At 61.8% G+C, this 24,172-nt stretch carries 19 protein-coding genes; 13 read left to right on the top strand and 6 right to left on the bottom strand.

From position 1 onward, the window contains the following. The first annotated feature begins 124 nt into the window (after positions 1-124). The 13 genes from NZ453_RS13330 to NZ453_RS13270 all read left to right on the top strand — a co-directional run bounded on the left by NZ453_RS13330 (position 125) and on the right by NZ453_RS13270 (position 15,370). Complete coding sequence (locus NZ453_RS13330) at positions 125-1,339, top strand: AGE family epimerase/isomerase (RefSeq protein WP_263771119.1); 1,215 nt, start codon at positions 125-127, stop codon at positions 1,337-1,339. After that, positions 1,336-2,262, top strand: coding sequence for a carbohydrate kinase family protein (locus NZ453_RS13325; protein ID WP_263771118.1), 927 nt, complete (start codon positions 1,336-1,338; stop codon positions 2,260-2,262). Before NZ453_RS13330 ends, NZ453_RS13325 begins: the two co-directional genes overlap by 4 nt. An 88-nt stretch (positions 2,263-2,350) precedes the next feature. Continuing rightward, complete coding sequence (locus tag NZ453_RS13320) at positions 2,351-3,991, top strand: response regulator (RefSeq protein WP_263771117.1); 1,641 nt, start codon at positions 2,351-2,353, stop codon at positions 3,989-3,991. A gap of 12 nt (positions 3,992-4,003) precedes the next feature. Beyond that, complete coding sequence (locus tag NZ453_RS13315; RefSeq protein WP_263771116.1) at positions 4,004-5,005, top strand: sensor histidine kinase; 1,002 nt, start codon at positions 4,004-4,006, stop codon at positions 5,003-5,005. Between the two features lie 2 nt (positions 5,006-5,007). Beyond that, positions 5,008-6,450, top strand: a complete 1,443-nt coding sequence (locus NZ453_RS13310) for a sugar ABC transporter ATP-binding protein (RefSeq protein WP_263771115.1) — start codon at positions 5,008-5,010, stop codon at positions 6,448-6,450. Positions 6,451-6,542: 92 nt separating this feature from the next. Next, complete coding sequence (locus NZ453_RS13305) at positions 6,543-8,036, top strand: sugar ABC transporter ATP-binding protein (RefSeq protein ID WP_263771114.1); 1,494 nt, start codon at positions 6,543-6,545, stop codon at positions 8,034-8,036. Positions 8,037-8,043: 7 nt separating this feature from the next. Further along, positions 8,044-9,048 (top strand): ABC transporter permease, encoded by a 1,005-nt coding sequence (locus NZ453_RS13300; RefSeq protein ID WP_263771113.1) that lies wholly within the window; start codon positions 8,044-8,046, stop codon positions 9,046-9,048. A 61-nt stretch (positions 9,049-9,109) separates the two neighbouring features. Further along, positions 9,110-10,054: a substrate-binding domain-containing protein gene (locus tag NZ453_RS13295; RefSeq protein ID WP_263771111.1), complete on the top strand. Its 945-nt coding sequence runs from the start codon at positions 9,110-9,112 to the stop codon at positions 10,052-10,054. A 284-nt stretch (positions 10,055-10,338) separates the two neighbouring features. Next, positions 10,339-11,433, top strand: a complete 1,095-nt coding sequence (locus tag NZ453_RS13290) for a branched-chain amino acid ABC transporter substrate-binding protein (protein WP_420851643.1) — start codon at positions 10,339-10,341, stop codon at positions 11,431-11,433. A gap of 124 nt (positions 11,434-11,557) precedes the next feature. Continuing rightward, the gene (locus NZ453_RS13285; protein WP_476747134.1) at positions 11,558-12,514 is read left to right on the top strand and encodes an ABC transporter permease subunit; all 957 of its coding nucleotides are present in this window, start codon (positions 11,558-11,560) and stop codon (positions 12,512-12,514) included. Continuing rightward, positions 12,514-13,821, top strand: coding sequence for a high-affinity branched-chain amino acid ABC transporter permease LivM (gene livM, locus NZ453_RS13280; RefSeq protein WP_263771109.1), 1,308 nt, complete (start codon positions 12,514-12,516; stop codon positions 13,819-13,821). The genes NZ453_RS13285 and livM overlap by 1 nt, the downstream gene beginning before the upstream one ends. Then, positions 13,818-14,657: an ABC transporter ATP-binding protein gene (locus tag NZ453_RS13275; RefSeq protein ID WP_263771108.1), complete on the top strand. Its 840-nt coding sequence runs from the start codon at positions 13,818-13,820 to the stop codon at positions 14,655-14,657. Before livM ends, NZ453_RS13275 begins: the two co-directional genes overlap by 4 nt. Further along, on the top strand, positions 14,657-15,370 hold the full coding sequence (locus tag NZ453_RS13270; protein ID WP_263771193.1) for an ABC transporter ATP-binding protein: 714 nt from the start codon (positions 14,657-14,659) through the stop codon (positions 15,368-15,370). The genes NZ453_RS13275 and NZ453_RS13270 overlap by 1 nt, the downstream gene beginning before the upstream one ends. A gap of 71 nt (positions 15,371-15,441) precedes the next feature. Here NZ453_RS13270 and NZ453_RS13265 read toward each other — a convergent pair whose 3' ends face one another. From NZ453_RS13265 to NZ453_RS13240, 6 genes are all read right to left on the bottom strand, one after another. Next, positions 15,442-16,533 carry a protein-glutamate methylesterase/protein-glutamine glutaminase gene (locus NZ453_RS13265; protein WP_263771107.1) on the bottom strand — a complete coding sequence of 364 codons (1,092 nt, stop codon included), beginning with the start codon at positions 16,531-16,533 and terminating at the stop codon, positions 15,442-15,444. Positions 16,534-16,560: 27 nt separating this feature from the next. Next, the gene (locus NZ453_RS13260; RefSeq protein WP_263771106.1) at positions 16,561-17,397 is read right to left on the bottom strand and encodes a CheR family methyltransferase; all 837 of its coding nucleotides are present in this window, start codon (positions 17,395-17,397) and stop codon (positions 16,561-16,563) included. Between the two features lie 165 nt (positions 17,398-17,562). Further along, positions 17,563-18,129, bottom strand: a complete 567-nt coding sequence (locus NZ453_RS13255; protein WP_263771105.1) for a chemotaxis protein CheW — start codon at positions 18,127-18,129, stop codon at positions 17,563-17,565. Between the two features lie 18 nt (positions 18,130-18,147). Next, a complete protein-coding gene (locus NZ453_RS13250; protein WP_263771104.1) occupies positions 18,148-21,372 on the bottom strand; it encodes a methyl-accepting chemotaxis protein in 3,225 nt (1,074 codons plus the stop codon). Between the two features lie 114 nt (positions 21,373-21,486). Continuing rightward, positions 21,487-23,814 (bottom strand): chemotaxis protein CheA, encoded by a 2,328-nt coding sequence (locus tag NZ453_RS13245; RefSeq protein WP_263771103.1) that lies wholly within the window; start codon positions 23,812-23,814, stop codon positions 21,487-21,489. Then, the gene (locus tag NZ453_RS13240) at positions 23,811-24,164 is read right to left on the bottom strand and encodes an STAS domain-containing protein (protein ID WP_263771102.1); all 354 of its coding nucleotides are present in this window, start codon (positions 24,162-24,164) and stop codon (positions 23,811-23,813) included. Before NZ453_RS13240 ends, NZ453_RS13245 begins: the two co-directional genes overlap by 4 nt. Between the last annotated feature and the right edge of the window lie 8 nt (positions 24,165-24,172).

Raw genomic sequence — 24,172 nt, 5'->3', positions numbered from 1 at the left:
CGCATTGTAGTAGGTAAAGGCTTCCGATGCTCCCTCAGGGATTTCTGGCAACCGCGATGCGCTCCGGTTGCTGTGGCTTGGGCGGCGCTTCGCTTCGTCAATCTTGTTTACTGATCGGCACATCATGACCATACCTCCAGCCCCGGATTTTCGTTCCCCCGCCTTTCTGCGCCAGCACATCCGCTGGATCATGGATTTCTACGCCGACCGCGCGATCGACCCGAGTGGCGGCATGTACCACTTCTATCTCGACGACGGCACCGTCTATGACAAACGCACGCGGCATCTGGTGAATGCGACACGATTCATCATCACCCATGCCATGCTCTATGCATTGACGCGCGAGAAGCGCTTCCAGGACGGCGTACGACACGGGGTCGACTTCCTGCGCAAGGCGTTTCTCGATCCGGCAACCGGCGGCTACGCGTGGTTGATCGACTGGCACGACGGGCGTGCCACCGTGCTCGACGATACCCGCCACTGCTACGGCATGGCCTTCGTCATTCTCGCCTATGCGCATGCCTTGAAGAGCGGAGTCGCCGAGGCGGCGGGGTGGCTCAAGGAAACCTTCGAGGTTGCCGAGAAGCGGTTCTGGGAGCCGGTCGCCGGCCTCTATGCCGACGAGGCGCGCGCCGATTGGACCGTGCTGCCTTATCGCGGCCAGAACGCGAACATGCACGCCTGCGAAGCGATGATCTACGCCTTTGTCGCCTCCGGTGATCGCCGCTATATCGAGCGTGCCGAGATGCTGGCGCGCAACATCACATGCCGGCAGGCGGCGCTCGCCAACGACATGATCTGGGAGCACTACCACACCGACTGGTCGGTCGATTGGGACTACAACCGCAACGACAAGACGAACATCTACCGGCCGTGGGGCTACCAACCGGGCCACCACACGGAGTGGGCGAAGCTGCTGCTGCAGCTCGATGCGCATTTGCCGGCCGACTGGCATTTGCCGCGTGCCGAAGCGCTCTTCAACGCTGGTGTCAGTCGTGCTTGGGACAAGGAGCACGGCGGCCTGCATTACGGCTTCGGGCCCGAGGACGAGATCTGCGACGGCGACAAGTATCACTGGGTGCAGGCCGAGTCCTTCGCGGCAGCGGCGCTGCTCGCCACCCGTACCGGCAAGCCGGAGTACTGGCAGTGGTACGAGAAGATCTGGGACTACTGTTGGCACCATTTCGTCGATCACGAACACGGCGCCTGGTTCCGCATCCTCGACCCGGCCAACCTCAATCACACGCGCGAGAAGAGCCCCGGCGGCAAGGTCGATTACCACGACATCGGAGCCTGTTTCGATGTGCTGCGCGGCATGGGCGAACTGGAGAACGTATGATGGCCGGCCTTCCCAAATTCGTTTCTTTCGGCGAAGCGCTGACCGACATGATCCGTCTCGGCCCGGACCGCTGGGCCAGCGTACCCGGCGGCGCTCCGTGGAACGTGGCGCAGGTGATGGCCTGCTTCGGCGTGCCGAGCGCCTTCGGCGGTGCCGTCAGCCGCGACTGCTTCGGCGACACGCTGTGGCAGGCGAGCGAGAAAGCCGGGCTCGACATGCGATTCATGCAGCGCTATGACCGCTCCCCGCTGCTCGCGATCGTGCACGAGACGCATCCGCCGAAGTATTTCTTCGTCGGCGACGACAGCGCCGATCTGCACTTCGACGCCGACGCTTTGCCGGCGGGTTGGGAAGACGCTGTGAGCTGGGCGCACTTTGGCAGCATCAGCCTCGCCCGGCCGCCGCTCGCCGATCGCCTCGTCGCCCTGGCCGAACGGCTCAAGAAGCGTGGCGTACGCATCAGTTACGACCCGAACTTCCGCGTGGCCATGACCGAACGTTACGACCCGATCCTCGCGCGCATGGTAGCGATCGCCGACCTCGTGAAGGTCTCCGAGGAGGACCTGTGCGGGCTCTTCCGCACCACCGACGACGCCGGTGCCTTTGTGAGGCTGCGGGCCATGAACCCGGCGGCGCCGATCCTGTTCACGCGCGGCGCCGAGGGGGCAGCGATCTATGTCGGCGACCGTTCGTGGCGGGCTTCGCCTCCGAAGATCGAAGTCGTCGACACGGTTGGCGCGGGCGACTGCAGTCTCGGCGGTTTGCTGTGCAGCCTGATGGACCATCCGGATGCCGGCTGGGACGAGCATCTGCGTGCGTCGATCGCGGCAGGAGCGGGCGCCTGCCTGTCGGCCGGCGCAACGCCGCCGTCGGCGGAGGTTCTCGCACGGCTCTCCGCCCAGGTGAGCATCATATCCGGCTGAACCGCCACGCCGCTCCGGCGGCGGCAATGGGCGCAATAGGCGAACGATAGAGCCGGGCGGAAGCTGCGCCCGGCGGGTCGGAGAAGCGATGTTCCGCGTAATCATTGCAGACGACGAACCGAAAGTCCTGCTGCTGATCAAGAACCTGATCCAGTGGGACGAGCTCGGCCTTGAGCTCGTTGCCACAGCGAGCGACGGCCTCTCTGCACTCGATCTGATCAACGCCGAGCGCCCGGATGTCGTCATCACCGACATCCGCATGCCGGGTTACGACGGAATCGAGCTCATCGACCGGGCGAAGCAGACGAACCCGGAAACCGACTTCATCATCGTGAGCGGCTACCGGCACTTCGAGTACGCGCAGAAGGCGATCCGCTTCGGCGTCGAGGATTATCTCCTGAAGCCTTTGAAAGCCGTGGAGATCAACCAGACGCTGCGCAAGATGGTGCAGAAATATGCCGAGCGCGAAGCGACGAAACAACGCGATGCCGTGTATTCGGAGCGCGCTCGCGACGACGCGAAGCGGCATCGCGAAGACTTTGTCGCGCGCCTGCTCGCCGACGACGACGCGGCGCTGTTCCCTCACGAAGCCGGAGCCGACGGCTCGACGCTGGAGCGGATCAACCGTGAATTCGATCTCGGCTTCGTCCCCGATCTGTTCCAGGGGCTTGTTGTCAAGGCTGATGTGCATTACGCATCGATCAATGCCAATGTCCGCCGGCTGCTAGCCGAGAAAACCCAGGCCGCGCTCACCGGGGCGCTTGCCGGGAAAGCCCACGCGCATGCGCTGCATGCGACGCCGCGTGGTATTTATGGCGTCATCAACTTCGGCGATGCGCACCTCAAACCGCTGCGGCGCGCGCTGCTCGCCGTGATCGACAAGCTGCAGGCGCAAGGCGAATTGTTCGACCGCATCAAGGTTACGGTCGGCCTCGGCCGGACGACGCCGGATTTGCGCACGCTGCGCAATTCGCTGCGCGACGCGGAAACCGCGGTGGCTGACCGACTGTTGCTCGGCGCGGGCCGCATCATCGAGAAGCTTCCCGACCCCGATGTGGGGGACGTCGTGACCCGCGTACTGAATCCCGGCCTGCGCCAGCGCCTGCTGGCGTGTGTCGAAATCGTCGATGCCGGCGAGACGTGCCGCGTGATCGGTGAGGTAGGGGACCGCGTTGCGAACGACGGGGCCATGTCGGGGCGCGGTGTTCTTGCCGTGGCCGACGAGTGCTTGCAGATCCTGCGTTTTGCTTTGAAGAGCCAGAACGCCGTGGACGAACCGATCGAAGCCATGCTTGCCGATACCGAAGATAAGCTCGGGTTCTGTGCCAGCCGCGCCGAGGTGTTCGAACTTCTCGGCGAGCGGGCGGGCGCACTCGTCGAGCACGTCGCGGCCCGGCGTCGCCGCGAGAGCAACCGGCCGGTACGCGAGGTCCAGCGGTACATCCAGGCGAATTACGCGGCACCGGTCTCGCTCGAGAGCGTGAGTCAGCGCGCGGGCTTCAATCCGACCTACTTTTCGGTGCTGTTCAAGAAGGAGACGGGGCTCAACTTTCTCGAATACCTGACGGACGTGCGTATTCGGGAAGCGAAACGCCTGCTCGCCGACCCGGCCAAAACGATCGCCGACATTGCCGCCGACGTTGGCTACGGCGACGTCAAGCATTTCTCGCGAGTGTTTACGCGCCTTACGGGCATCCATCCGTCGAAGTACCGGAAGCTCTACTACTGAGCGGGGGAGACGATGGCCGCGTTCTACGAAGGCTGGGACATGATGCGTCGCGCGGTGGCCTGCGCGGCGGCCTATGCGATCCTGGGCGTCCTGTTCTACCTCAACGGCCTGGCCGGCACAGGAATCGGCGCGCTGCTGGTCGGGGCCTTCGCGGCCAACTCGATCTTCTTTTACCGCGGCATCGTGCGGCCCTTGAAGGCTCTCGACCGGCTGTACCTGCGCTTCAACCGCGGCTACGATCCCGAGGCGATTTTCGACCGCCCGGTGTATTACACGCAAGCCGAGCGGGAGGCGCTCGAGAAGATCCGCAAGCGCCTCGACAATCACGAGGTGAACCGGCTTTCCAACAGGCAGGCGCAATACCTCGCGCTGCAGAACCAGATCAATCCGCACTTTCTCTACAACACGCTGGAGGCGATCCGCGGCGACGCGCTGTCGGCCGGGATGCGCAACATCGCCGACATCACCGAGGCGCTCGCGACCTTTTTCCGCTACACGATATCCAATATGGATAATTTGGTGACGCTCGAAGAGGAGCTCGCGAACGCCGAGAACTACTTTGCGATTCAGAACTACCGCTTCGGCGATCGGATCGCGATGCGCGTCGAGATGGCGCCGGGGAGCGAGGTTGCGCGGGATTTTCTGGTGCCCAAGCTGACGCTGCAGCCGATCATCGAGAACGCGATCATCCACGGCCTGGAGAACAAGGTGGGGGCAGGGCAGGTGACGGTACGCATCGCCGTCGATGGGCCACGCCTGTCGATCGAGGTTGCCGACGACGGTGTCGGTATGCCCGAGGAAAAGGTTGACGACATCAACAGGCGTCTGGCTTTCCCGGAACTCGTGACGCGCAATGAGGAAAAGTCGCGCGCCGGGCACATCGCGCTCGTCAATGTGAACAACCGTATCAAGCTGCTTTTCGGCGAGCCGTACGGACTGCGCATTTCGAGCGTTGAGGGCATCGGCTGCCGCGTAGACATCGCGCTGCCCGTCAGGCGGAACACTGGCGGCTGACCATGCGTCCCGAGCTCTTCCGCATGGAAGACGTGACGGCGGGTGAACCTGGCCGGGAGCCGCTCTCCGATTTCACCCTGGTTCTGCGGGGCGGCGAGATCGTCGGGGTTTTCTCCATGCATGCCGAGGTGAAGGATGCGCTGTCGGGGATCATGTCCGGCAAGATGGCTACGACACGCGGGCGCTTCTACTGGCGCAATGAAGCGAGCCCGATTGAGGAAATCGATCCGCGGCGGCCGCGCAAGGTCGGCGTGGTTCGCCCGGTGAAAACCCTGATCGACGACCTGTCGGTCGGAGAAAATATCTTCGTGATACGGCCGGGCGTGAAAGGTCGGTTCATCGATACCCCCTTGATCAAACGGCAAACGCGGCAACTTCTGAGTGAGTTCGGTTTGGCCGTGGAACCCGGGGTGCTGGCACGTGATCTTGGCGAGCTCGAACGTTGTAACGTCGAGGTGGTCAAGAACATCGCACTTGGCGCGGAAGTCGTTGTTCTGCAGGATCTGTCGACGTTTCTTTCCGACGCCGAGGTCGACCAGTTGATGCAGCTTGTCGTGAGAATCGCGGCAACAGGCATCGGCTTCGTGCTGGTAGACGGTGCGGTGGCACCACTCGAGCGATATGCCGATCGCGTGATCGTCATCAAGAACGGGAAGAACTTCTGGGCTTTCGAGCACGGCCAGCTCGATGCGGCGGCGATACGCTCCTGCTTCTCCTGGGAGAGTTCGGTGCCCCACCCGGCGCTGACTCACGGTGTGCCTCCTCCTGCCAATGCGCCGCCAGCGTTGGCCTTTTCCACGGTTGTTGCCGGAGCATTGAGAGGGCTGAGCTTTCGCCTGCATGCCGGCGACGAACTATGCCTGTACGACGAGGAAGGGCCGATGCTGCAGGCCGTACGTGCCTTGCTTGCCGGCGAGGTTTCGCCCTCCGCTGGATCGATCGCCGTCGATGGTCGGCCTTTCAACGCGCGTAATCTCCACGAGGCACTTGATCAACGCGTTGCCTTCGTACCCGAGAACCCGGCGGCAACGATGCTCTTTCCCGATTTCACGGCCGTGGAGAACCTCGCTTTCGCAGCCAGCCGCAAGACAGCCACGTTCTGGGCCGCGCCCGCTTACCTCGCCAGTTGCCTGCGCGAATATGCGCCTTTTTTTGAACCGGGAGAGCTGGGGAAGTATCCGGACCAGCTTTCGCCGGTTGCCCTGCTCAAGCTCGTCTATTGCCGCTGGCACCTGTACCGGCCGGGCGTCGTCGTTTGCGTTAAGCCGTTCAGTTCGATCGATCGCAGTCTCGAAGAGACCAGCGCGTTCTTCATCCGCTTGTTGCGCGCCAAAGGCGTCGCGATTCTCGGCCTGACGTCGAGTGCGTCGGAAGCCGACCTCTTCGAGAGAAAAATCGTTCTCAATCCAAAGAACGTCTCCCTTCACCTGAAGAATGACCTTTGAGTCGAAAAAAAGCGGGTGCTAGAGTCGCCGCACGCTGCAATTCGGCCTAGAAGAAGAGCCGACGGCGGACCAACGAACCAAGGGAAGGTCGCGTGCAAGAGTATGTGTTGGAACTGTCCGGGATCAGCAAATCGTTCCCCGGAGTCAAGGCGCTGGACGATGTGCACTTCAATCTGAAGGCGGGAGAAGTGCATGCGCTCCTCGGCGAGAACGGCGCCGGGAAGTCGACGCTGATGAAGATCATCAGCGGCATCTACAACCGCGATTCGGGAAGCTACCGGCTGAACGGCCTCGAGATCGGCGAACTGACGCCGAAGAAGGCGCAGGAACTCGGCATTGCGATCATCCACCAGGAACTGAACATGTGCACCGACCTTACGGTGGCCGAGAACATGTTCCTTGGGCGCGAGATGCATACGCGCGGCGTGGTCCGGCAGACCGACATGAACCGCATGGCGAAGGCGATGCTCGACAAGCTCAAGATCGACATCGACCCACGCACGGTCGTGAAGAAGCTTCCGGTGTCCAAGCAGCAGATGGTCGAGATCGCCAAGGCGCTGTCGACGAATGCCCGCATCCTGATCATGGACGAACCGACCTCGGCGCTTACCGAGCGCGAGATCACGGAGCTCTTCCGTATCGTGCGTGACTTGCGGGAACAGGGCTGCGCCATCATTTATATCTCGCACCGTCTTGATGAACTGAAGGAAATCACCGACCGCGTTTCGATCTTCCGCGACGGGCGGTACGTCGCGACCCGCGACTTTGCGGAGACTACGCTCGACGAGATCATCTCGATGATGGTCGGGCGCGAGATCAAAGAGAAGTTCCCGCATGTCGCCGTCGACAAGGGGCGGAAGATACTAGAGGTTTCCGGCCTGTCCTCGGGCATGGTGCGTGATGTCTCGTTCTCGCTCTACGCTGGCGAGATCATCGGCCTTGCCGGACTGATGGGCGCGGGGCGTACCGAACTCGTGCGCGCAATCTTCGGCGCCGATCCGGTCGAAAGCGGCACGATCACGCTGGATGGCGAAACGCTATCGATCCGGCACCCGATGGATGCGATCCGGCACGGCATCGTTCTCGGTCCGGAGGACCGCAAAAAGGAAGGCTTGTGCACCGAGCTTTCGATCCGCGAGAACATCGGGCTCGCCAACCTGGACAGCGTCTGCAACCGCTGGGGCGTCGTGCGCAGTGGCACCGAGAAAGACCTCACACAGCGTGCCATTCGCGATCTGCGCATCCGCACGCCGTCGGAAGAGCAGACGGCAAAAAATCTCTCTGGCGGTAATCAACAGAAGGTCGTGCTCGGCAAATGGCTGGTGCGCGAGGCGAAGGTCGTCATCTTCGACGAGCCGACGCGCGGCATCGACGTGGCGTCGAAGGTCGAGATCTACACCATCATGAACGAACTGAAGGCGAAAGGCATCGGCGTGCTTTTCGTCTCGTCCGAAATGCCCGAAGTGATGGGCATGAGCGACCGGATTCTCGTCATGTGCAACGGGCGCATCACCGGCAACCTGATATCCAAGGAAACGACGCAGGACGAGATTCTGCGCTGTGCAACCCAATACGCTTTGCAGTGAGCGACGGATGAAAGCAAACTATCTCAAGGAAATTCTGGCCATCCGCGGCATGGGACAGGTCATTTCGGTCAGCGTGGCGCTCGCCGTGATGATCCTCGTCTTCGGTGTCATCAACCCGAGTTTCTTTTCGGGCGAGAACACCACCAACCTGCTGCGGCAGGTGGTGCCGATCATGATCATCGGTATCGGCCAGTCGTTCGTCATGATCACCGGCGGTATCGACCTGTCGATCGGTTCGGTGGCCGGCATGTCGAGCATGATTTCCGCGACGCTGATGACGACCAGGGGTATGGACCCGTGGCTGGCGAGCGCCATCACGATCGTCGCCTGCTGCGCGGTGGGACTGATCAACGGTCTACTCGTCTCGATCACCAAGCTGCCCGCGTTCATCGCCACGCTCGGCACGATGATCATCGCGCGCGGCATCGCACAGTTGGCCAACGGCAATATGAATACCGACGGCATACCGGCGAGTGCCAACGCGTTCAAGAGCTTCTTCTATTACGGCAACACGCTGGGCCTGTATAACCCGATCTGGATTGGCATCGTCCTCTTCGTGATCTTCGCCTTCATCCTCGGCAAGACGCGCACCGGGCGCCATACGTACGCCATCGGCAGCAATTACGAGGCGGCCAAGCTCTCGGGCGTCAACGTCGTCGTCGCCGAGACGCGCGTGTATGTGTTCAGCGCCTTCCTGGCCGGGGTCGTCGGCCTGATGCTCACGGCGCAGAGCGGCATGGGGACGATGAACGCGGGAATGATGTACGAACTGAATGCGGTGGCGGCGTCGGTGATCGGCGGTGTTAGCACGATGGGCGGGCAGGGGCTGCTCTTCGGCACGGTGATCGGCGCGTTCATCTGGGGCGTGCTCAACAACGGCCTGCAATTCGCCGGCGCCCCGCTGGCCTTGAGAAACCTCGTTATCGGTGTCGTCGTCATCATCTCGGTGCTGATCGACCGCATCGCGCGTAGCGGCAAACTGGAGTTGTTCAAGAAGCGCCCGGCTCAGTAAGGGTTCAAGCCGGCACAAGACGAATCGGAAGGTTTGAAACTTCACAAGGAGGTTGCACAAAATGGGAAAAGGACTTAGTTCATTGATGTTGGCGTCGCTCGCCGCCGTAGCGTTGATCGGCTGCGCCCCGAAGCAGGAAGCCCCCGCTGCTGCCGCGCCCGCGGCGGCACCGGCGCCGTCGAAGACCGTCTATCTGATCACGATGGACAAGATGGACCAGCACTGGGTGAAGGTCGATGAAGGTGCCAAGGCGATGGCCACGGCGCTCAACCTGAAGTACAAGTGGGACGCCCCGGACGTCAAGGACAACGCCAAGCAGATCGAAGCGGTCAACAACGCCGTCGCCGACAAGGCCGATCTGATCCTGCTCGCCGCCAACGATCCGAAGGCGATTTCCGACGCGGTGAAGAACGCGCAGTCCAAAGGCGTGAAGATCATCTACGTCGACTCCGGTGCCGACGTTCCGGCGATTGCGACACTGTCGACAAACAACTACCAGGCTGGCGTGCTGGCCGGGCAGACGATGATCGAGGAACTCAAGGCCGCGGGCAAGACGAGCGGCAAGATCGGCATCATCAGCGTCAACACCGCGACGAATTCGACGATGGACCGTGAAAACGGCTTCCGCAGCGTCATCAAGCCCGCCGGCTACACCATCCTGACCACCGAGTACAAGGACGGCGACGCCGCTGCCTCACAGGAAGCGGCCGTCGGCTTCATCTCCGGCAACGGGGATCTGGTCGGCATCTTCGGCGCCAACGAAGGCTCGACGGTCGGCGTTGGCAACGCCATCAAGGCTTCCGGCAAACCGATCATCGGCATCGGCTTCGACAAGTCCGACGCAATCCTCGGTCTGATCAAGGACGGCAGTCTGAAGGCCGCGATGGCGCAGAACCCCTTCACCATGGGCTATCTCGGCGTTGCCCAGGCTAACGCCGCCCTCCACGACATGAGCACTGGCCCGGCGGTCATCGACACCGGCGTTGCGATTCTGCGCAATAAGTAACCGGCTTTTCACGAGGAGCTTGAGGCAGGCGACCCCGCCGGGGTGCCTGCCTTTTTTCATTGCGCGTCTGGCTGCGGAGAGGCAAAGGAAGCCGGCTCCCCGTCTCGCCTCATAGCGCGCGATTCTCGGGCACGCAAAACGGGGAGGATTTCTGCAAGTCCTGCGGTTAAAATATCGCCTCTTTGCGGCCGTCGCCGTTGCCAAGAGTCCGTTGGCGACTCGGCCCTCACCGCGAAGCGGCTTCGTTCCCTAGCCTTCCACGTCCACGACCCGAGGAGAGAATAATGCGCAAGAACATGCTGCTGGCCGGAATCGGCCTGCTGGTATCCGCTGTTCCGGTTTATGCCGACCACCTGGTAGCGATCGCTGGGCCGATGACCGGGCAGTACGCGTCGGCGGGTGATCAGATCCGAAAGGGGGCCGAGCTCGCCATCGCCGACATCAACGCCAAGGGCGGCGTTCTCGGCCAAAAAATCAAGCTCGAAGTGGGCGACGATGCGTGCGATCCGAAGCAAGCCGTATCGGTCGCGAACGCGATGGTGAACAAGAAGATCGTGTTCATGCACGGCCACTGGTGTTCCAGCTCGACGATCCCTGCGTCCGATGTGTATAACGAGGCACAGATCCCGATGGCCACGGTGTCGACCAACCCGCAGGTCACCGAGCGCGGCCTGAAGAACATCTTCCGTATCATGGGCCGCGACGACCAGCAAGGCGCAGTCGCCGGCAACTATCTCGCTGATACGTTCAAGGGCAAGAAGATCGCCGTCGTCGACGACAAGAGCGCGTATGGCAAGGGCTTGGCAGATGAAATTGCCAAGGCTCTGCAGGCCAAGGGCGCCAAGCCGGCGCTGCGCGAGTCGATCACCGCCGGCGAGAAGGACTACTCGGGTCTTGTCAGCAAGCTCAAGTCGGCCGGCGTCGAAGTGATGGCCTACGGCGGCTACCACACCGAAGTGGCGCTGATCCTGCGTCAGGCGCAACAGGCAGGCCTCAAGCTGACCGTCATGGGCGGCGACACGATGACCAACACCGAACTCGTCACGGCCGCCGGTCCAGCCTCGGACAACGTGCTGTTCACCTTCTCGCCGGATCCGCGCAAGAACCCCGCCGCGGCTGACGTCGTCAAGAAGTTCCGCGACGCCAAGGTCGAGCCGGAGGGCTACGTGATGTATGCCTATGCTGCGATGCAGCTGTTTGCACAAGCGACCGAACAAGCCAAGAGCGTGAAGTACGCCGACCTCGAAAAAGCCATGCGTTCCGGCAGCTTCGACACCGTCATCGGCAAGCTCTCCTTTGACGCCAAGGGCGACAACAAACTGCCCGGCTTCATGGTTTACCAATGGAAGGGCGGCAAGTACGACTACGTCGCCAAGTAATCAGTCATGAGCCCGTCCTTGCGCTCGTTTCGCGCGCGACTCCTCGCCGGGTCGCGCGGAGCGCGGCGGGTCAAACCGTTGACGCATGAGTTAGCTCGCACGCGAGGTGCGGTTGGATGCGTCGATGAACGTTGTCAAGAACAAGAAGTGGGAATCGGGGAAGTGCATGGCGCTGGCGCTGCAGCAACTTATTAACGGCCTGACGCTGGGCGCCGTCTATGGCCTGATCGCGATCGGCTACACGATGGTGTACGGCATCATCGGCATGATCAATTTCGCGCACGGCGACATCTATATGGTGAGCGCCTTCATCGCCGTCAGCGCCTTTACCCTGCTCGCTTCGCTCGGCATCACCTCGGTGCCGCTGGCGCTGCTCACCGTGCTGCTCCTTTCAGTCCTGTTTACATCGGTGTACGGGTGGGCCGTCGAGCGCACCGCGTATCGCCCGCTGCGTGGATCGACGCGGCTGGCACCGCTGATTTCAGCGATCGGCATGTCGATCTTCTTGCAGAACATGGTGCAACTGACCCAAGGTGCGCGGGTGAAGCCTATTCCGCCGGTGGTGGTCGGCGGCTTCGATCTCTATGCCAGCGAGGGCTTCACGGTGCACCTCGCTTACTCGCAGTTGCTGATCGTGATCGTTACCGTGGCGCTGATGGCCGCGTTCTCGTACGTGATCGGCAAAACGTCGTTCGGGCGCCAACAGCGCGCTTGCGAACAGGACCCGACGATGACGGCGCTGCTCGGCATCAACGTCGACCGTACGATCTCGCTCACCTTCATGCTCGGCGCGACCCTCGCTGCCGTCGCGGGCGTATTGGTGACCGTCTATTACGGCGTCGTCGACTTCTATATCGGCTTCGTCGCCGGCATCAAAGCCTTCACTGCTGCCGTACTCGGCGGTATCGGCTCCATGCCCGGGGCCATGCTCGGCGGCTTGCTGATCGGTCTTGTCGAAGCCTTTTGGGCGGCGTATCTGTCGCCCGAGTACAAGGACGTCGCGACCTTCTCGATCCTGATTCTTGTGCTGATGTTCCGTCCTTCCGGATTGCTCGGCCGGCCCGAAGTGGAGAAGGTGTGATGGGCGAGCCGGTTGTGCAGGTTCTCGGCGGGGCCACGCTCGCCGATCGCAGCAAGGACGCGCTGGCCGTCGCTTTCGTCGCTCTGCTCCTTGGCATCCCAATGGTCGGACTGACGACCGTCGACCAGGGCGGTACGCTGCAGGTGGCAACGCGCTGGCCGATACTCGCGGCTTTCGTGCTGGCGGTGTTCGCCGGACGCTTGGTGCTGCGCTATCTCGCAGATCGACTCGGGGAGCGCCGTGTGCGCCGCGAACGTTCGCTCACGTCGAGTGACCAGCGGCGGACGGCAGGCGGGCGCCGGATGATCGTTCGCGTCGGCTGGCTGGCGTTCATCGGGGCTTTGCTGCTGCCGATTGCGTTCTCGGACAACCGCTACGTTGTCGATACGGCGACGACCGTGCTCATCTACGTGATGCTCGGATGGGGGCTCAACGTCGTGGTCGGCCTCGCCGGCCTGCTCGATCTCGGCCATGTGGCTTTTTACGCGGTGGGCGCCTACGCCTACGCCTTGTTGTCGACGCAATTCGGCTGGGGCTTCTGGGTAGCCTTGCCGGTAGCCGGCCTGATTGCCGCCGGCTTCGGACTCATCATCGGTTGGCCGAGTCTGCGCCTGCGCGGCGACTACCTGGCGATCGTGACGCTCGGTTTCGGAGAAATCATCCGCGTTATCCTGATCAACTGGACTGAATTCTCGGGCGGGCCGAACGGGATCACGTCGATTCCGCGCCCGACCTTCTTCGGTCTTCCCTTCAAGCCGCCGAGCGACGAGCCGACCTTCGCTTCGTTCTTCGGGCTCGAATTCTCGCCCGTGCATCGCATCGTCTTCCTTTACTACGTGATCCTCGTGCTGTGCGTGCTGACCAATGTGTTCGTTACGCGGCTGCGCCGACTGCCGGTCGGGCGGGCTTGGGAGGCGGTTCGCGAGGACGAGATCGCGTGCAAGGCGCTCGGCATCAACGTCACCAACGTGAAGCTCTCGGCCTTCGTGCTCGGCGCCATGCTTGGCGGCGTGGCTGGCGTTTTCTTCGCCGCCCGGCAGGGGTTCATCTCGCCGGAGTCTTTCACCTTCAACGAGTCGGCGATCATTCTGGCGATCGTCGTCCTCGGCGGCATGGGCAGCCAGTTGGGCGTCGTGCTCGCGTCGCTCGTGCTCGTGCTGTTGCCGGAACTCGGCCGCGACTTCGCCGAGTACCGCATGCTGCTCTTCGGCACCGCGATGATCCTGATCATGATCTGGAAACCGGGCGGCATTCTCTCCAAGCGCGAACCGACGCTGCGCCACGCACGCGAGGAGGGACGCCCATGAGCGAACGCCAACCGCTTTTGGCCGTCGACCGCTTGACCATGCGCTTTGGAGGGCTGACAGCCATCGACGACCTGTCGCTTGACGTGCATACGGGCAGAATCACGGCCGTGATCGGACCGAACGGCGCAGGTAAAACGACGCTGTTCAACTGCATGACCGGGTTCTACAAGCCAACGGTCGGCAGTGTCCGTCTCAACCACCCGCAACGTGGAACGCTGGCGCTGGAGGCGCTCGCCAGCCACCAAGTGGCGCGTGCGGCGCAGGTGGTGCGCACCTTCCAGAACATTCGCTTGTTCCCGAAAATGACGGTGCTCGAGAACTTGATCGTCGCGCAGCACAACCCGCTGCAAGAGGCGTCGCGCTTTTCGCTCGCCGGGTTGTTGGGGTTGCCCTCGTACCGCCGGGCGGAAACGCAGGCGGTCGAGAAGGCCGTGCGATGGCTCACGCGCCTCGGGCTGATCGACAAGGCGGATCTCGCCGCCGGCGATTTGCCTTACGGTACGCAGCGGCGTATCGAAATCGCGCGCGCGCTGTGCGTCGATCCGATCCTGCTTTGTCTCGACGAGCCGGCGGCCGGTCTCAACCCGCGCGAGTCGGCCGAGCTCAACGCGCTCCTGCAATCCCTGGTGCGCGACGACGGACTATCAATCCTGCTCATCGAACACGACATGAACGTCGTCATGAACGTCTCCGATCACATCTGCGTGCTCAATTACGGGCGCAAGATCGCCGAGGGAACGCCCGAAGCGATCCGCACCAACCCGAGCGTCATCCAGGCGTATCTTGGGGAGGAGGAAGACGAGCGCTACGATGGGGACAAAGGGGCGGCACGATGATGCTCAAGCTTTCAGGCGTGCATGCGCATTACGGCCCGATCTGCGCGCTGCAAGGCATCGACCTATCGGTGCAGGTGGGCGAGGTGGTGACCCTTATCGGTGCCAATGGCGCGGGCAAGTCGACGCTGATGATGTCGCTGTTCGGCAAGCCCCGCGCTTCGGCGGGGCGTATCGTCTTCGACGGCGAAGACATCACCGGTTTGCCGACGCACGAGATCTCCCGCCGCGGCATCGCGCTGGTGCCGGAAGGGCGTCGGATCTTTCCGCGCATGAGCGTGTTCGAGAACCTCCAGATGGGCGCTGTGCTCGCCGATCCCACGAATTTCGACGTGGACTTGCGTCGCGTGTATGCCTTGTTTCCCATTCTGGAGGAACGGCGTGGTCAGCGCGCCGGTACGCTCTCGGGAGGCGAACAGCAGATGCTGGCGATCGCCCGCGCGCTGATGGCGAGACCGCGGCTGCTGCTCCTGGATGAGCCCTCGCTCGGGCTGGCTCCTCTGTATATCAAGAAGATTTTCCAGACGATCCGTAGCCTGAATCGCGACCACGGAATGACCGTGCTGCTCGTCGAACAGAACGCCCACCACGCCTTGCGCGTGGCGCATCGCGGTTACGTATTGCAGCACGGACGCATCGTGCTCAGCGGGACCGGGCGCGAGCTCCTTGCAAGCTCAGAAGTGCGCGCTGCCTACCTCGAAGGCGCCGCGCATTGAGCGGACTTGAAGCCGGCTACGAGTGAAAGCGGACGCTGCCTGAGGTGTTTGGGTAGCTCAGGATCATCTGGTTACGCTTGCCCGTGGCCGACGATTTCGTCGGGGATCGCATCGAGCGGCATAACGCGGGCGGCGCCGCCGAGCCGGATGGCTTCCTTGGGCATGCCGAATACCACACATGTCGACTCGTCCTCGGCGATCGTCGGTGCTCCTGCATCGCGCATCTCTTTCAGCCCGCGTGCGCCGTCGTCGCCCATGCCTGTCATGATGACGCCGAGGGCATTCTTGCCCGCCGCCTGCGCTACCGAACGGAAAAGAACGTCGACCGACGGTTTGTGACGATTCACAAGGGGGCCGTCTTTCACTTCGACGTAGTACTGCGCCCCGGAGCGCTTGACCAGCATGTGCCGCCCGCCGGGAGCGATCAGCGCCAGGCCGCCGCGTACGCGGTCACCGTCGCGGCCTTCCCGGATCTCGATCTGGCTCAGGCCGTTGAGGCGAGCCGCGAACATCGCGGTAAACCGTTCCGGCATGTGCTGTACGACCACAATGCCGGGGCTCGTGCGCGGCAGCCGGGTCAACACCGCCTCGAGCGCCTGAGTCCCGCCCGTCGAGGTACCGATCGCGACGAGCTTGTCGGTAGTGCCGTACATGCGGGCGCCGCCATGCGTGCTTGGCAGCATCACATCGGCCGAGTTCTTGGGCCGATCCGGAATGACGGCTGGCGGCAGCGTGGCGCGCCGCTTCAAGGCACCGAGGTTGGCCCGCGCCGCGGCTTTGATGCTGCCGACGATGTCATTGGCCGAGTCCTCGAGGAAGGCTTTCAGATCGAACTTCGGCTTTGTGATGACGGTGATCGCGCCCGCGCTCAGCGCCTCCATCGTCACCTGTGCACCTTTTTCAGCCAAGGATGAGCAGATGATCACCGGCGTTGGCCGTTCCGCCATGATCTTCTTCAGGAACGTCAGCCCGTCCATGCGCGGCATTTCTATGTCGAGCACGATGACGTCGGGCCACTCCGTCTTCATCTTGTCGATGGCGTAAAGCGGATCACGCGCCGTTGCGATGACTTCGATCGACGGCTCGCGCGAGATTGCCTGCGTAACGATTTGGCGCACCAACGCGGAGTCATCGACGATCATTACCTTGATCTTTTGTCCCATGAGGCTCCTCGTGTGGAGTGGCGGCGCCTAGCGTGTGCCGATGCGTTGAAAGATGGTCGGGCGGGCCAGCGCAAGGTCGGTTGTGACCCCGTTCAAGGACTCCGAATGACCGATGATCAGATACCCCGTGCTCTTCAGGAACGGCAAAAGATTGGCCACAACCTTGCGTTTCGTCGGCGCGTCGAAATAGATCATCACATTACGTAAAAAGATGATGTCGAAACACCCGATGTCCGTGCGCGGCGAAAGCAGGTTGCTGTGTCGGAACTGCACATGCTCACGCAGTTCCCGTGTGATGAGAAGAGTTCCCGCGTATTCCCCGACCCCCTTGAGGCAGTAGGTCTTGAGATACTGAGGTGGAATTCCGCCGGTTCGTTCAAGTGGATACAAACCCCGGCTGGCGCGTTCGAGAACGCGCGTGCTGATATCCGTACCGACGACTTCCCAAGCGGCATCGCCGAGCGTATCCGCGAGAACCATCGCGACAGAGTACGCTTCCTCGCCGCTCGATGAGGCGGCACTCCATACGCGGAACGCGCCTCGTCGGTGTTGCGCAGCGATCTCGCGTACGAAATCGAAGTGCTTCGGTTCACGAAAAAAGTACGTCTCGTTCGTCGTCAGGAGATCGACCATCATCTGGCGTTCCGCCGGATCGGAGCCGCTCGTGATGTAACGGAAGTATTCGCCGAAGGAAGTGAAGCCGAAATGCCGCAAGCGTTTGACCAGACGGCCAACAACGAGCGCTTTCTTCGCATCCGTAAGGCTAATCCCGGCGATATCGAAGATCAGTTTGCGGAATTGCGCGTATTCCGTATCCGTGAGCGGACACGCTTCCGCGACCGGTTCGGCTTGCGATGCCGGCATGGGCTCAGACCGACAGACGGCGCCGTCGCGCGCACGGGCCGGGGGCTCGTTGCCGACGGTACGCCACGGTGCGCTTCCGGCGCGGAGAGGCGACCGAACTCCGGTCGAGCTGGCTAGGCGTTGCGCCGCCAGCCGCCGTCGATGGTTGCCTTCCTCGCCGCATCGTTACGCTACCGCGGGACTTTCCAGCCGATTCAGCGAGGCGACGACGGCGACCTCGTCCATGGAGAGTATCCGGCTTACGTCGAGCAATACGACGAACTTGCCATTGACCTTCCCCATACCACTGATGAAGTCGATACGAATGCGCGCGCCGAATTCCGGCGGCGGCTCGATATTGGCCGCCGGAATCTCAAGCACTTCGGATACCGCGTCGACGACGATGCCCATTTGTTGGCTGGGCTGGCTCTCTTCATGAGCGGTCTCGATGATCACGATGCATGTGCGTTTGGTCACCGGGCAGGCGGCCCGACCGAAGCGGACAGCGAGATCGACGACCGGCACGACGGAGCCGCGCAGGTTGATGACGCCGCGAATGAATGGCGGCACCATCGGCACCTGCGTCAATTGACCATACTCGATGATCTCGCGGATTGACAGGATGCCGATGGCGAACATCTCCTCGCCGAGATGGAAAGTCAGGAACTGCTGCTGGTCTTCCACCGTTCCGGCGCCGGCCGGATGGCCAGCCCCGGAAGGGGCCTTGACGACCTGGGTGGTCGGGGTAGTCATCAGTCGTCTCCTCGAGCGCTAGAAACGGGAGAAGTGCGACTCATCGATTTTCTCCGCACCGGCCTTGTCCCGGCCCGAGTGTCGGGTACTGAACTCGGCGGATGCCGGGGTTTGCCGCCCGCGCTTGTCCTTGGCCTGCCTGCCCAGATCGAAGAACTCCATCAACTCCTGCAAGTTGCCCGCTTGCGCCGACATTTCCTCGGCGGTGGCCGCTAGTTCTTCGGAGGCGCTGGCATTCTGCTGCGTGATCTGGCTCAACTGGCTCATTGCCGTGTTAACTTGCGAGACGCCCAGGGTCTGCTCCTCGGAGGCCGCCGTGATCTCTTGAACAAGGTTGGCCGTGTTCTTCGTCGCCGGCACGATCTCGTCGAGGAGTTTCCCCGCACGTTCAGCCATGCCGACGCTATTGACCGCCAGTTGCCCGATTTCTTGCGCAGCGACTTGGCTGCGTTCCGCCAGCTTGCGAACTTCAGCGGCGACCACGGCGAAGCCCTTGCCATGCTCGCCGGCGCGAGCGGCTTCGATTGCCGCGTTAAGCGCCAGCAGGTTGGTCTGGTAGGCGATATCGTCAATGATGCCGATCTTCTTGGCGATCTGCTTCATGGCGCCGACCGTCTCGTTGACCGCTTCACCTCCGGCGGCGGCTTTCTTGCTGCCTTCCGCCGACATGTTGTCGGCGACCTTTGCATTCTCGGTGTTCTGCTGGATCGACGACGCCATTTCCTCGACGGATGCCGACGTTTCCTCAACGGACGACGCCTGTTCGCTCGATGCCTGCGACAGCGTTTGCGCGGTAGCAGAGACTTGCGACGTAGCGGAGACCAATGCTTCGGCCGTGTTGTTGACCTCGGCAATGGTCGAGGCGAGCTTGGCGGTCGTTTCGTTGATGGCGTCTTTCAGAACCTTGAATTCGCCGCGGTAATCCTTGCTGATGCTCTGCGTGAGGTCACCGTTCGCCAGCGCGCCCATAACCCTCTTGATCTCGTTGATCGGGTCGACGACGGCCTCGACAAGATCGTTGAGACCGCGCACAACCTCCTTGAACTGTCCGCGGTGGCGCGTATCGTCGCCACGCTCGTCCAACTGGCCTTCCACAACCGCCTTGGCCAGGCTCTGGACATCGCCGATCAGCATGTTCAAAGGATTAACTACCGCGTCGAGCGTTGCATTCACGCCTTCGATCACCTTGCGGTAGTCGCCATGGTGCTTGCTGGCGTCGGCGCGCGTGTCGAGCTTGAGATCGACGGCCGCTTCGGACAGCATGTTGGCGTCCGAGACGAGCGCCGTCAGGGAGGCGCCGACCTGCTTGAAGCTATTGTCAATCTTGCGGAACTGGGCAGCGACTTCCAGCGTGTATTGATCGGCCGCCAAGGCCTTCAGATCGAGGTTGAGATCGCCGTTGCTCAGCCGTTCGAGGTTGGCGGCGACGCGCTGGACTTCCTTCTCGGTGAATTCCTTGATGCCAAGAGTGGCCGAAAGGTCGGTGACGGTTTCGACGAAGCCGACTTTTTCACCCTTGCCATTCACCACGAACGCGGTGTCCTGCTTGCACTTCAGGTTGCCCCAATCGAAGAAGCTCTCCTTGACGCCGCCCTTCAGTTGCATGATGCCGCAATTCTTGGTCTTGCAAATGTTCGCATTTGCTGTCGAGCAGGGGCGTCCGACGGCGTCATTCCGGTCGCGCACGTAACCGCGTTCGACCATCAGTTTCTCGAAGGCGGTATTGAGGTAGGTCCAGTTCATGTCGTTGTCGATGACATGAATCGGGAACGGTACGGCGTCGATGATCGAGCGATACCATTCAAGCTTGTCCACCACCACGTTCAGGGTGTCATTGAAGCCTTCAACCACCTTGCGGAAATCGCCCGGATGCTTGAGCGCGTCGGCGCGGACCTCGAACTTGCCCGCAATCGCGCTCTGCGACAGCATGTCGGCGTCGGTGATCAGCGCGGTCAGGGAGGAGCCAACCTGCTTGAGCGAGTTGTCGATCTTGCGGAACTGGGCGGCCACTTCCAACGTGTATTGGTCGGCCGCGAGTGCTTTCAGATCAAGATTGAGGTCGCCCTTGCCCAGACGTTCCAGGTTCTCGGCAACGCGTTGAACTTCCTTCTCGGTGAAGTCCTTGATGCTCAGCGTGGCGGAAAGATCGGTGACCGTTTCCACGTAACCGACAACTTCGCCCTTGGCGTTCATTACGTGCGCGGTGTCTTGCTTGCACTTCAGGTTGCCCCAGTCGAAGAAGCTTTGCTTGACGCCTTCCTTCAATTGCATGATGCCGCAATTCTTGGTCTTGCAAATGTTCGCGTTGGCAGTGGAGCATGGTTTCCCGACAGCGTCGCGCTTGTCGCGCACGTAGCCGCGTTCGACCATTAGTTTTTCGAAAGCGGTGTTGAGATAGACCCAGTTCATGTCCATGTCGATGACATGGATCGGGAACGGCACGGCATCGATGATCGAGCGATACCATTCGAGTTTGTCGGCGAGTTTCTGCATGGCCGCCATCAGGCTCGTCGTATCGCCGGGTTTGACCTCAATGCGGACACCCACGTCGCCCCCTGCAATCCTGTTCGCAATTCCAGCGGCAAGGTCTGGCTCGCCTCCAAGTTGGCGAACTAGGTTGCGCGTGATAAGCACCGAGATCGCGGCGACCAGAATCAAGGTCAACGCGGCAATTCCGAGCGCGAAGTAAACTGCCGACGACTTCGTCTTTTCCGCCTCATCGGCATAGCGTTTTCCGATATCTACGTTATATGCCAGATGCTCGGTGAGCATAGCGTCAAGCTCACGCGCCGTTGCCAAGTACTTCTCGACCAATTCGCGAGCCCTATCGTTTCGGTTCGCTCGGGACTCCGCGAGTATCTGATCAGCATCACCGAGATAAGCCTTGTACGCACTGTGTACCTTTTCCAGCAGCGCCTTGTCTTTGTCGTCGGAGACCAGCGACTCGTACTTCTTGAAACCTTTTTCCGTGTTGTCGATCGTTTCCTTGATTGATCTGTCGAGGTCCGCGATCTTGCTGGCATCCGTATTCATCACGTGTCGGTCGATGCGCAAACGGAGGCGGGAAATTTCCTGGCGCATATCGCCCAACGCGAGCAGGCTGGGGACCGTGTTGACGCTGTTGTAGTTCGCCGCCTCGTAGACCTTGCCGACGAGGCTCTGGTTGAGCCCGGTCAGAATGGCGATTCCGATCAGCGCGGTGCCGGCGAGTAAGGCCATTTTCCTTGCGACGGTGAGTTTCATGTCATTTCCCTTTACGATGGTGTGCCGCGGTTCCCGCGACGAAGCGTTGTTGCAAATGCTGTGGAGAAGCAGTGGTACGGTAGTTAGGAGACGCGAAATAGGAGGCCATGCCGACTAACCCCTGTGTGTAGAAGGTGCGCGGTTCTTGCGGACATCGTCGCTCGCTACCCGCCGCACCAGTCCCGGCACATCGAGGATCAATGCGACGCGGCCGGTACCGAGGATGGTGAAGCCGCTGATGCCTTCCATGCCGTTGAACACAGCGCCTAGGGGACGAATCACTGTCTGGTGCTCGCCAAGCAATTCGTCGACGACGAGCCCGGCGCGCTTGCCGGCGTATGTCACCACGACCACGTTTTCGCGTTTCACCGGCTGCAGAAGGAAGGCAAGTTCTTCGTCCACCTCATAGCGAGCGTTGGCGGTCGAGGTGCCTTCGTCTCGAGTGCCGTCTGCGTTTCCTAAACCGAAGTCATCATCGTCGTCTTCGTTTTCGGCCGGCGGCGGCACGTCGGGGAGGTCGAAGAGTTCCTTGAGGCGGATGAACGGCAAGACTTCGCCGCGAAGATTCAGGTGCTGGCGGCCGTGTGAAGCGTCGACTTCTTCCTGCGTGAGTTCGACGCATTCGACGACCATCTCGAGCGGGACGATGAACGATGAGTTGCCCACTCCGACGAGGAAACCGTCGATGATCGCCAGTGTCAGCGGCAGGCGGATACGCATCGTGGAGCCCTGGCCAGCCGTTGTCTCGATGTCGATGCTGCCGCGCAAGTCCTTGATGTTGCGCCGGACGACGTCCATGCCGACGCCGCGTCCCGAAAGATTGTTGATCTGCTCGGCGGTGGAGAACCCCGGTTCGAAGATCAGGTTGTACACGTCGTCATCTGACGGCAATTCATCGGGTTTCACGAGGCCGCGCTCGATGGCTTTGGCGAGAATCCGTTCGCGGTTTAGCCCGCCGCCATCGTCGGAGACTTCGATAACGATGCTACCGGAGTCGTGATACGCATTGAGGCGCAGCGTCCCGTACGCCGGTTTTCCCCGCGCGAGCCGGACGTCGGCCGATTCGATCCCGTGGTCCATTGAATTGCGGACGAGATGGGTAAGCGGGTCGCTGATTTTTTCGATGACGGTCTTGTCAAGTTCGGTTTCGGCGCCGCTGATCTCCAGCCGGATTTCCTTGCCGATTTCCTTCGATACATCGCGGACGACACGTTGAAACTTGTTGAACGTGGCGCCGATCTGCACCATGCGCAACTGCAGCGCGGAGTCGCGTACGTTCTCGACGAGCCGCTTCATCACCGATGCCGCTTCCAGGAGCTCCGGTATCCCGCTCTTGATCGCGCTGAGATCGATTCCGGCACTGGCGATGATCAGCTCGCCGATCAGATTGATGTGCTCATCGAGCTTGTCGGCGTTAACCCTGATCATGCTTGAGTCGCCGCCACGGTTCTCCTTGAGTGCTTTCTGTTTCTGCAGGGCGGCGTCGACGACGGCTGGACTCACTGTGCGCTGCGCCACCAGAACCTCACCGATCGGGTGATGTGCCTCGCCCGCCGCTTCCTCCTCGGCCTGCGTGCGCAACGCCGTGTCGAGTTCATTCTGTGTCAGCGTGCCGCAGCGGATGAGGATTTCGCCGAGTTTGATCTCGTCGGGCGACATGCTCTGGATGAAATCGACGTACTCGCTGATCTTGCTGTGCGGCGGCAAGATGCGAATCTGCGCGTCGTCGCGCACGAATTCGAAGGCCCCCTCGATCGCGGCTTTATCGGCGTCGGTGCGATAGCTGATCTCGAATCCGAGGTAGCACTCTTCCGCGTCGAAGGCATCGGTTTCCGGAAGGTCATCAAAAAGCGTGACGATGCGAACGATGGTGCCGAACGTCGTGAGGTAGCGGAGAAAGGCCAGGGGGTCCATGCCGTTTTTCAGCACGCTGCGCCCGAAGCGAAGCGAGATATGCCAATCGCCCGTTTCGGTGCTCGCTTCATCGGCTGTTTCAGCGACAACGTCGGGCGAACTGGACGGCAACATGGGCTTCTGTTCCGCAGGTATGCCCGCCGGCGAAAAGGCCTGCAAGCGGACAACGAGCTCATGGCTGCGGTCGCTAACTTCTACATCGAAGTCGCCGCCGTTGGCGACGCGGTCGACGAGGGTGCGCATGTGGTCGCACACCTCGAGAAACAGGGCGACGAATTCCGCGTTGATCGGCAATTCTCCCGCACGGGCCCGGGCGAGTACGTTCTCGGCGTTATGCGTAAATTCGACGACCGGATCGAGACCGAATAGACCGGCGGAACCCTTGATGGTATGCGCCGCTCGGAAGACGGCATTGATAAGGTCGGCATCGCCCGGAGACTGTTCGATGCGAAGCAGGGCGTCTTCCATGCCCTCGAGCAGTTCGCGACTCTCGATGACGAAAGTCTTCAAAGCTTCGTCGAGGTTCATGATGGATCCCTTTGTGCAGGCCGGGGGTCGCCGTTATCGCTACTGGCCGGGACGTCGAAGAACGACGCCAGGTCGCAGAGCGCCAACACGTCGAGCACGGCGGCGCTGGGCCTGACAAAGCTCAGGTCTCGGCCGGCGGCCGCCGCTTCACGCTTGGCGAGCGCCATCAGTTGCAGACCCGCGCTGTCGATTTCCGAAACTTGGGCAAGGTCGATTTCAACCGCTTGGCCCGCGGCGTTACGAACCGCCGCCACGATCTCCGGCTTGAGCGCAGCCGCCGAGAAAATCGTGAACTCGCCCTCGACGGCGAACGCCGGCGTTCCTCCCGGAGAGGTTATTCGATTCTCCATGGCCTACC

The sequence above is a fragment of the Propionivibrio soli genome, from assembly GCF_025770765.1.
GTDB lineage: Bacteria > Pseudomonadota > Gammaproteobacteria > Burkholderiales > Rhodocyclaceae > Propionivibrio > Propionivibrio soli.
The sequence above is the reverse complement of the archived record's forward strand: the minus strand, read 5'-3'. Positions and strand labels throughout refer to the sequence as shown.

What these genes read in the sequence shown, in the direction of transcription:
- NZ453_RS13315 (WP_263771116.1), top strand. Translation starts at nt 4,004, where the DNA reads ATGGCCGCGTTCTACGAAGGCTGGGACATGATGCGTCGCGCGGTGGCC.
- NZ453_RS13290 (WP_420851643.1), top strand. Translation starts at nt 10,339, where the DNA reads ATGCGCAAGAACATGCTGCTGGCCGGAATCGGCCTGCTGGTATCCGCT.
- NZ453_RS13320 (WP_263771117.1), top strand. Translation starts at nt 2,351, where the DNA reads ATGTTCCGCGTAATCATTGCAGACGACGAACCGAAAGTCCTGCTGCTG.
- NZ453_RS13240 (WP_263771102.1), bottom strand. Translation starts at nt 24,164, where the DNA reads ATGGAGAATCGAATAACCTCTCCGGGAGGAACGCCGGCGTTCGCCGTC.
- NZ453_RS13270 (WP_263771193.1), top strand. Translation starts at nt 14,657, where the DNA reads ATGCTCAAGCTTTCAGGCGTGCATGCGCATTACGGCCCGATCTGCGCG.
- NZ453_RS13325 (WP_263771118.1), top strand. Translation starts at nt 1,336, where the DNA reads ATGATGGCCGGCCTTCCCAAATTCGTTTCTTTCGGCGAAGCGCTGACC.
- NZ453_RS13265 (WP_263771107.1), bottom strand. Translation starts at nt 16,533, where the DNA reads ATGGGACAAAAGATCAAGGTAATGATCGTCGATGACTCCGCGTTGGTG.
- NZ453_RS13255 (WP_263771105.1), bottom strand. Translation starts at nt 18,129, where the DNA reads ATGACTACCCCGACCACCCAGGTCGTCAAGGCCCCTTCCGGGGCTGGC.
- NZ453_RS13275 (WP_263771108.1), top strand. Translation starts at nt 13,818, where the DNA reads ATGAGCGAACGCCAACCGCTTTTGGCCGTCGACCGCTTGACCATGCGC.
- NZ453_RS13300 (WP_263771113.1), top strand. Translation starts at nt 8,044, where the DNA reads ATGAAAGCAAACTATCTCAAGGAAATTCTGGCCATCCGCGGCATGGGA.
- NZ453_RS13310 (WP_263771115.1), top strand. Translation starts at nt 5,008, where the DNA reads ATGCGTCCCGAGCTCTTCCGCATGGAAGACGTGACGGCGGGTGAACCT.
- NZ453_RS13245 (WP_263771103.1), bottom strand. Translation starts at nt 23,814, where the DNA reads ATGAACCTCGACGAAGCTTTGAAGACTTTCGTCATCGAGAGTCGCGAA.
- NZ453_RS13295 (WP_263771111.1), top strand. Translation starts at nt 9,110, where the DNA reads ATGGGAAAAGGACTTAGTTCATTGATGTTGGCGTCGCTCGCCGCCGTA.
- NZ453_RS13260 (WP_263771106.1), bottom strand. Translation starts at nt 17,397, where the DNA reads ATGCCGGCATCGCAAGCCGAACCGGTCGCGGAAGCGTGTCCGCTCACG.
- NZ453_RS13285 (WP_476747134.1), top strand. Translation starts at nt 11,558, where the DNA reads ATGAACGTTGTCAAGAACAAGAAGTGGGAATCGGGGAAGTGCATGGCG.
- livM (WP_263771109.1), top strand. Translation starts at nt 12,514, where the DNA reads ATGGGCGAGCCGGTTGTGCAGGTTCTCGGCGGGGCCACGCTCGCCGAT.
- NZ453_RS13250 (WP_263771104.1), bottom strand. Translation starts at nt 21,372, where the DNA reads ATGAAACTCACCGTCGCAAGGAAAATGGCCTTACTCGCCGGCACCGCG.
- NZ453_RS13330 (WP_263771119.1), top strand. Translation starts at nt 125, where the DNA reads ATGACCATACCTCCAGCCCCGGATTTTCGTTCCCCCGCCTTTCTGCGC.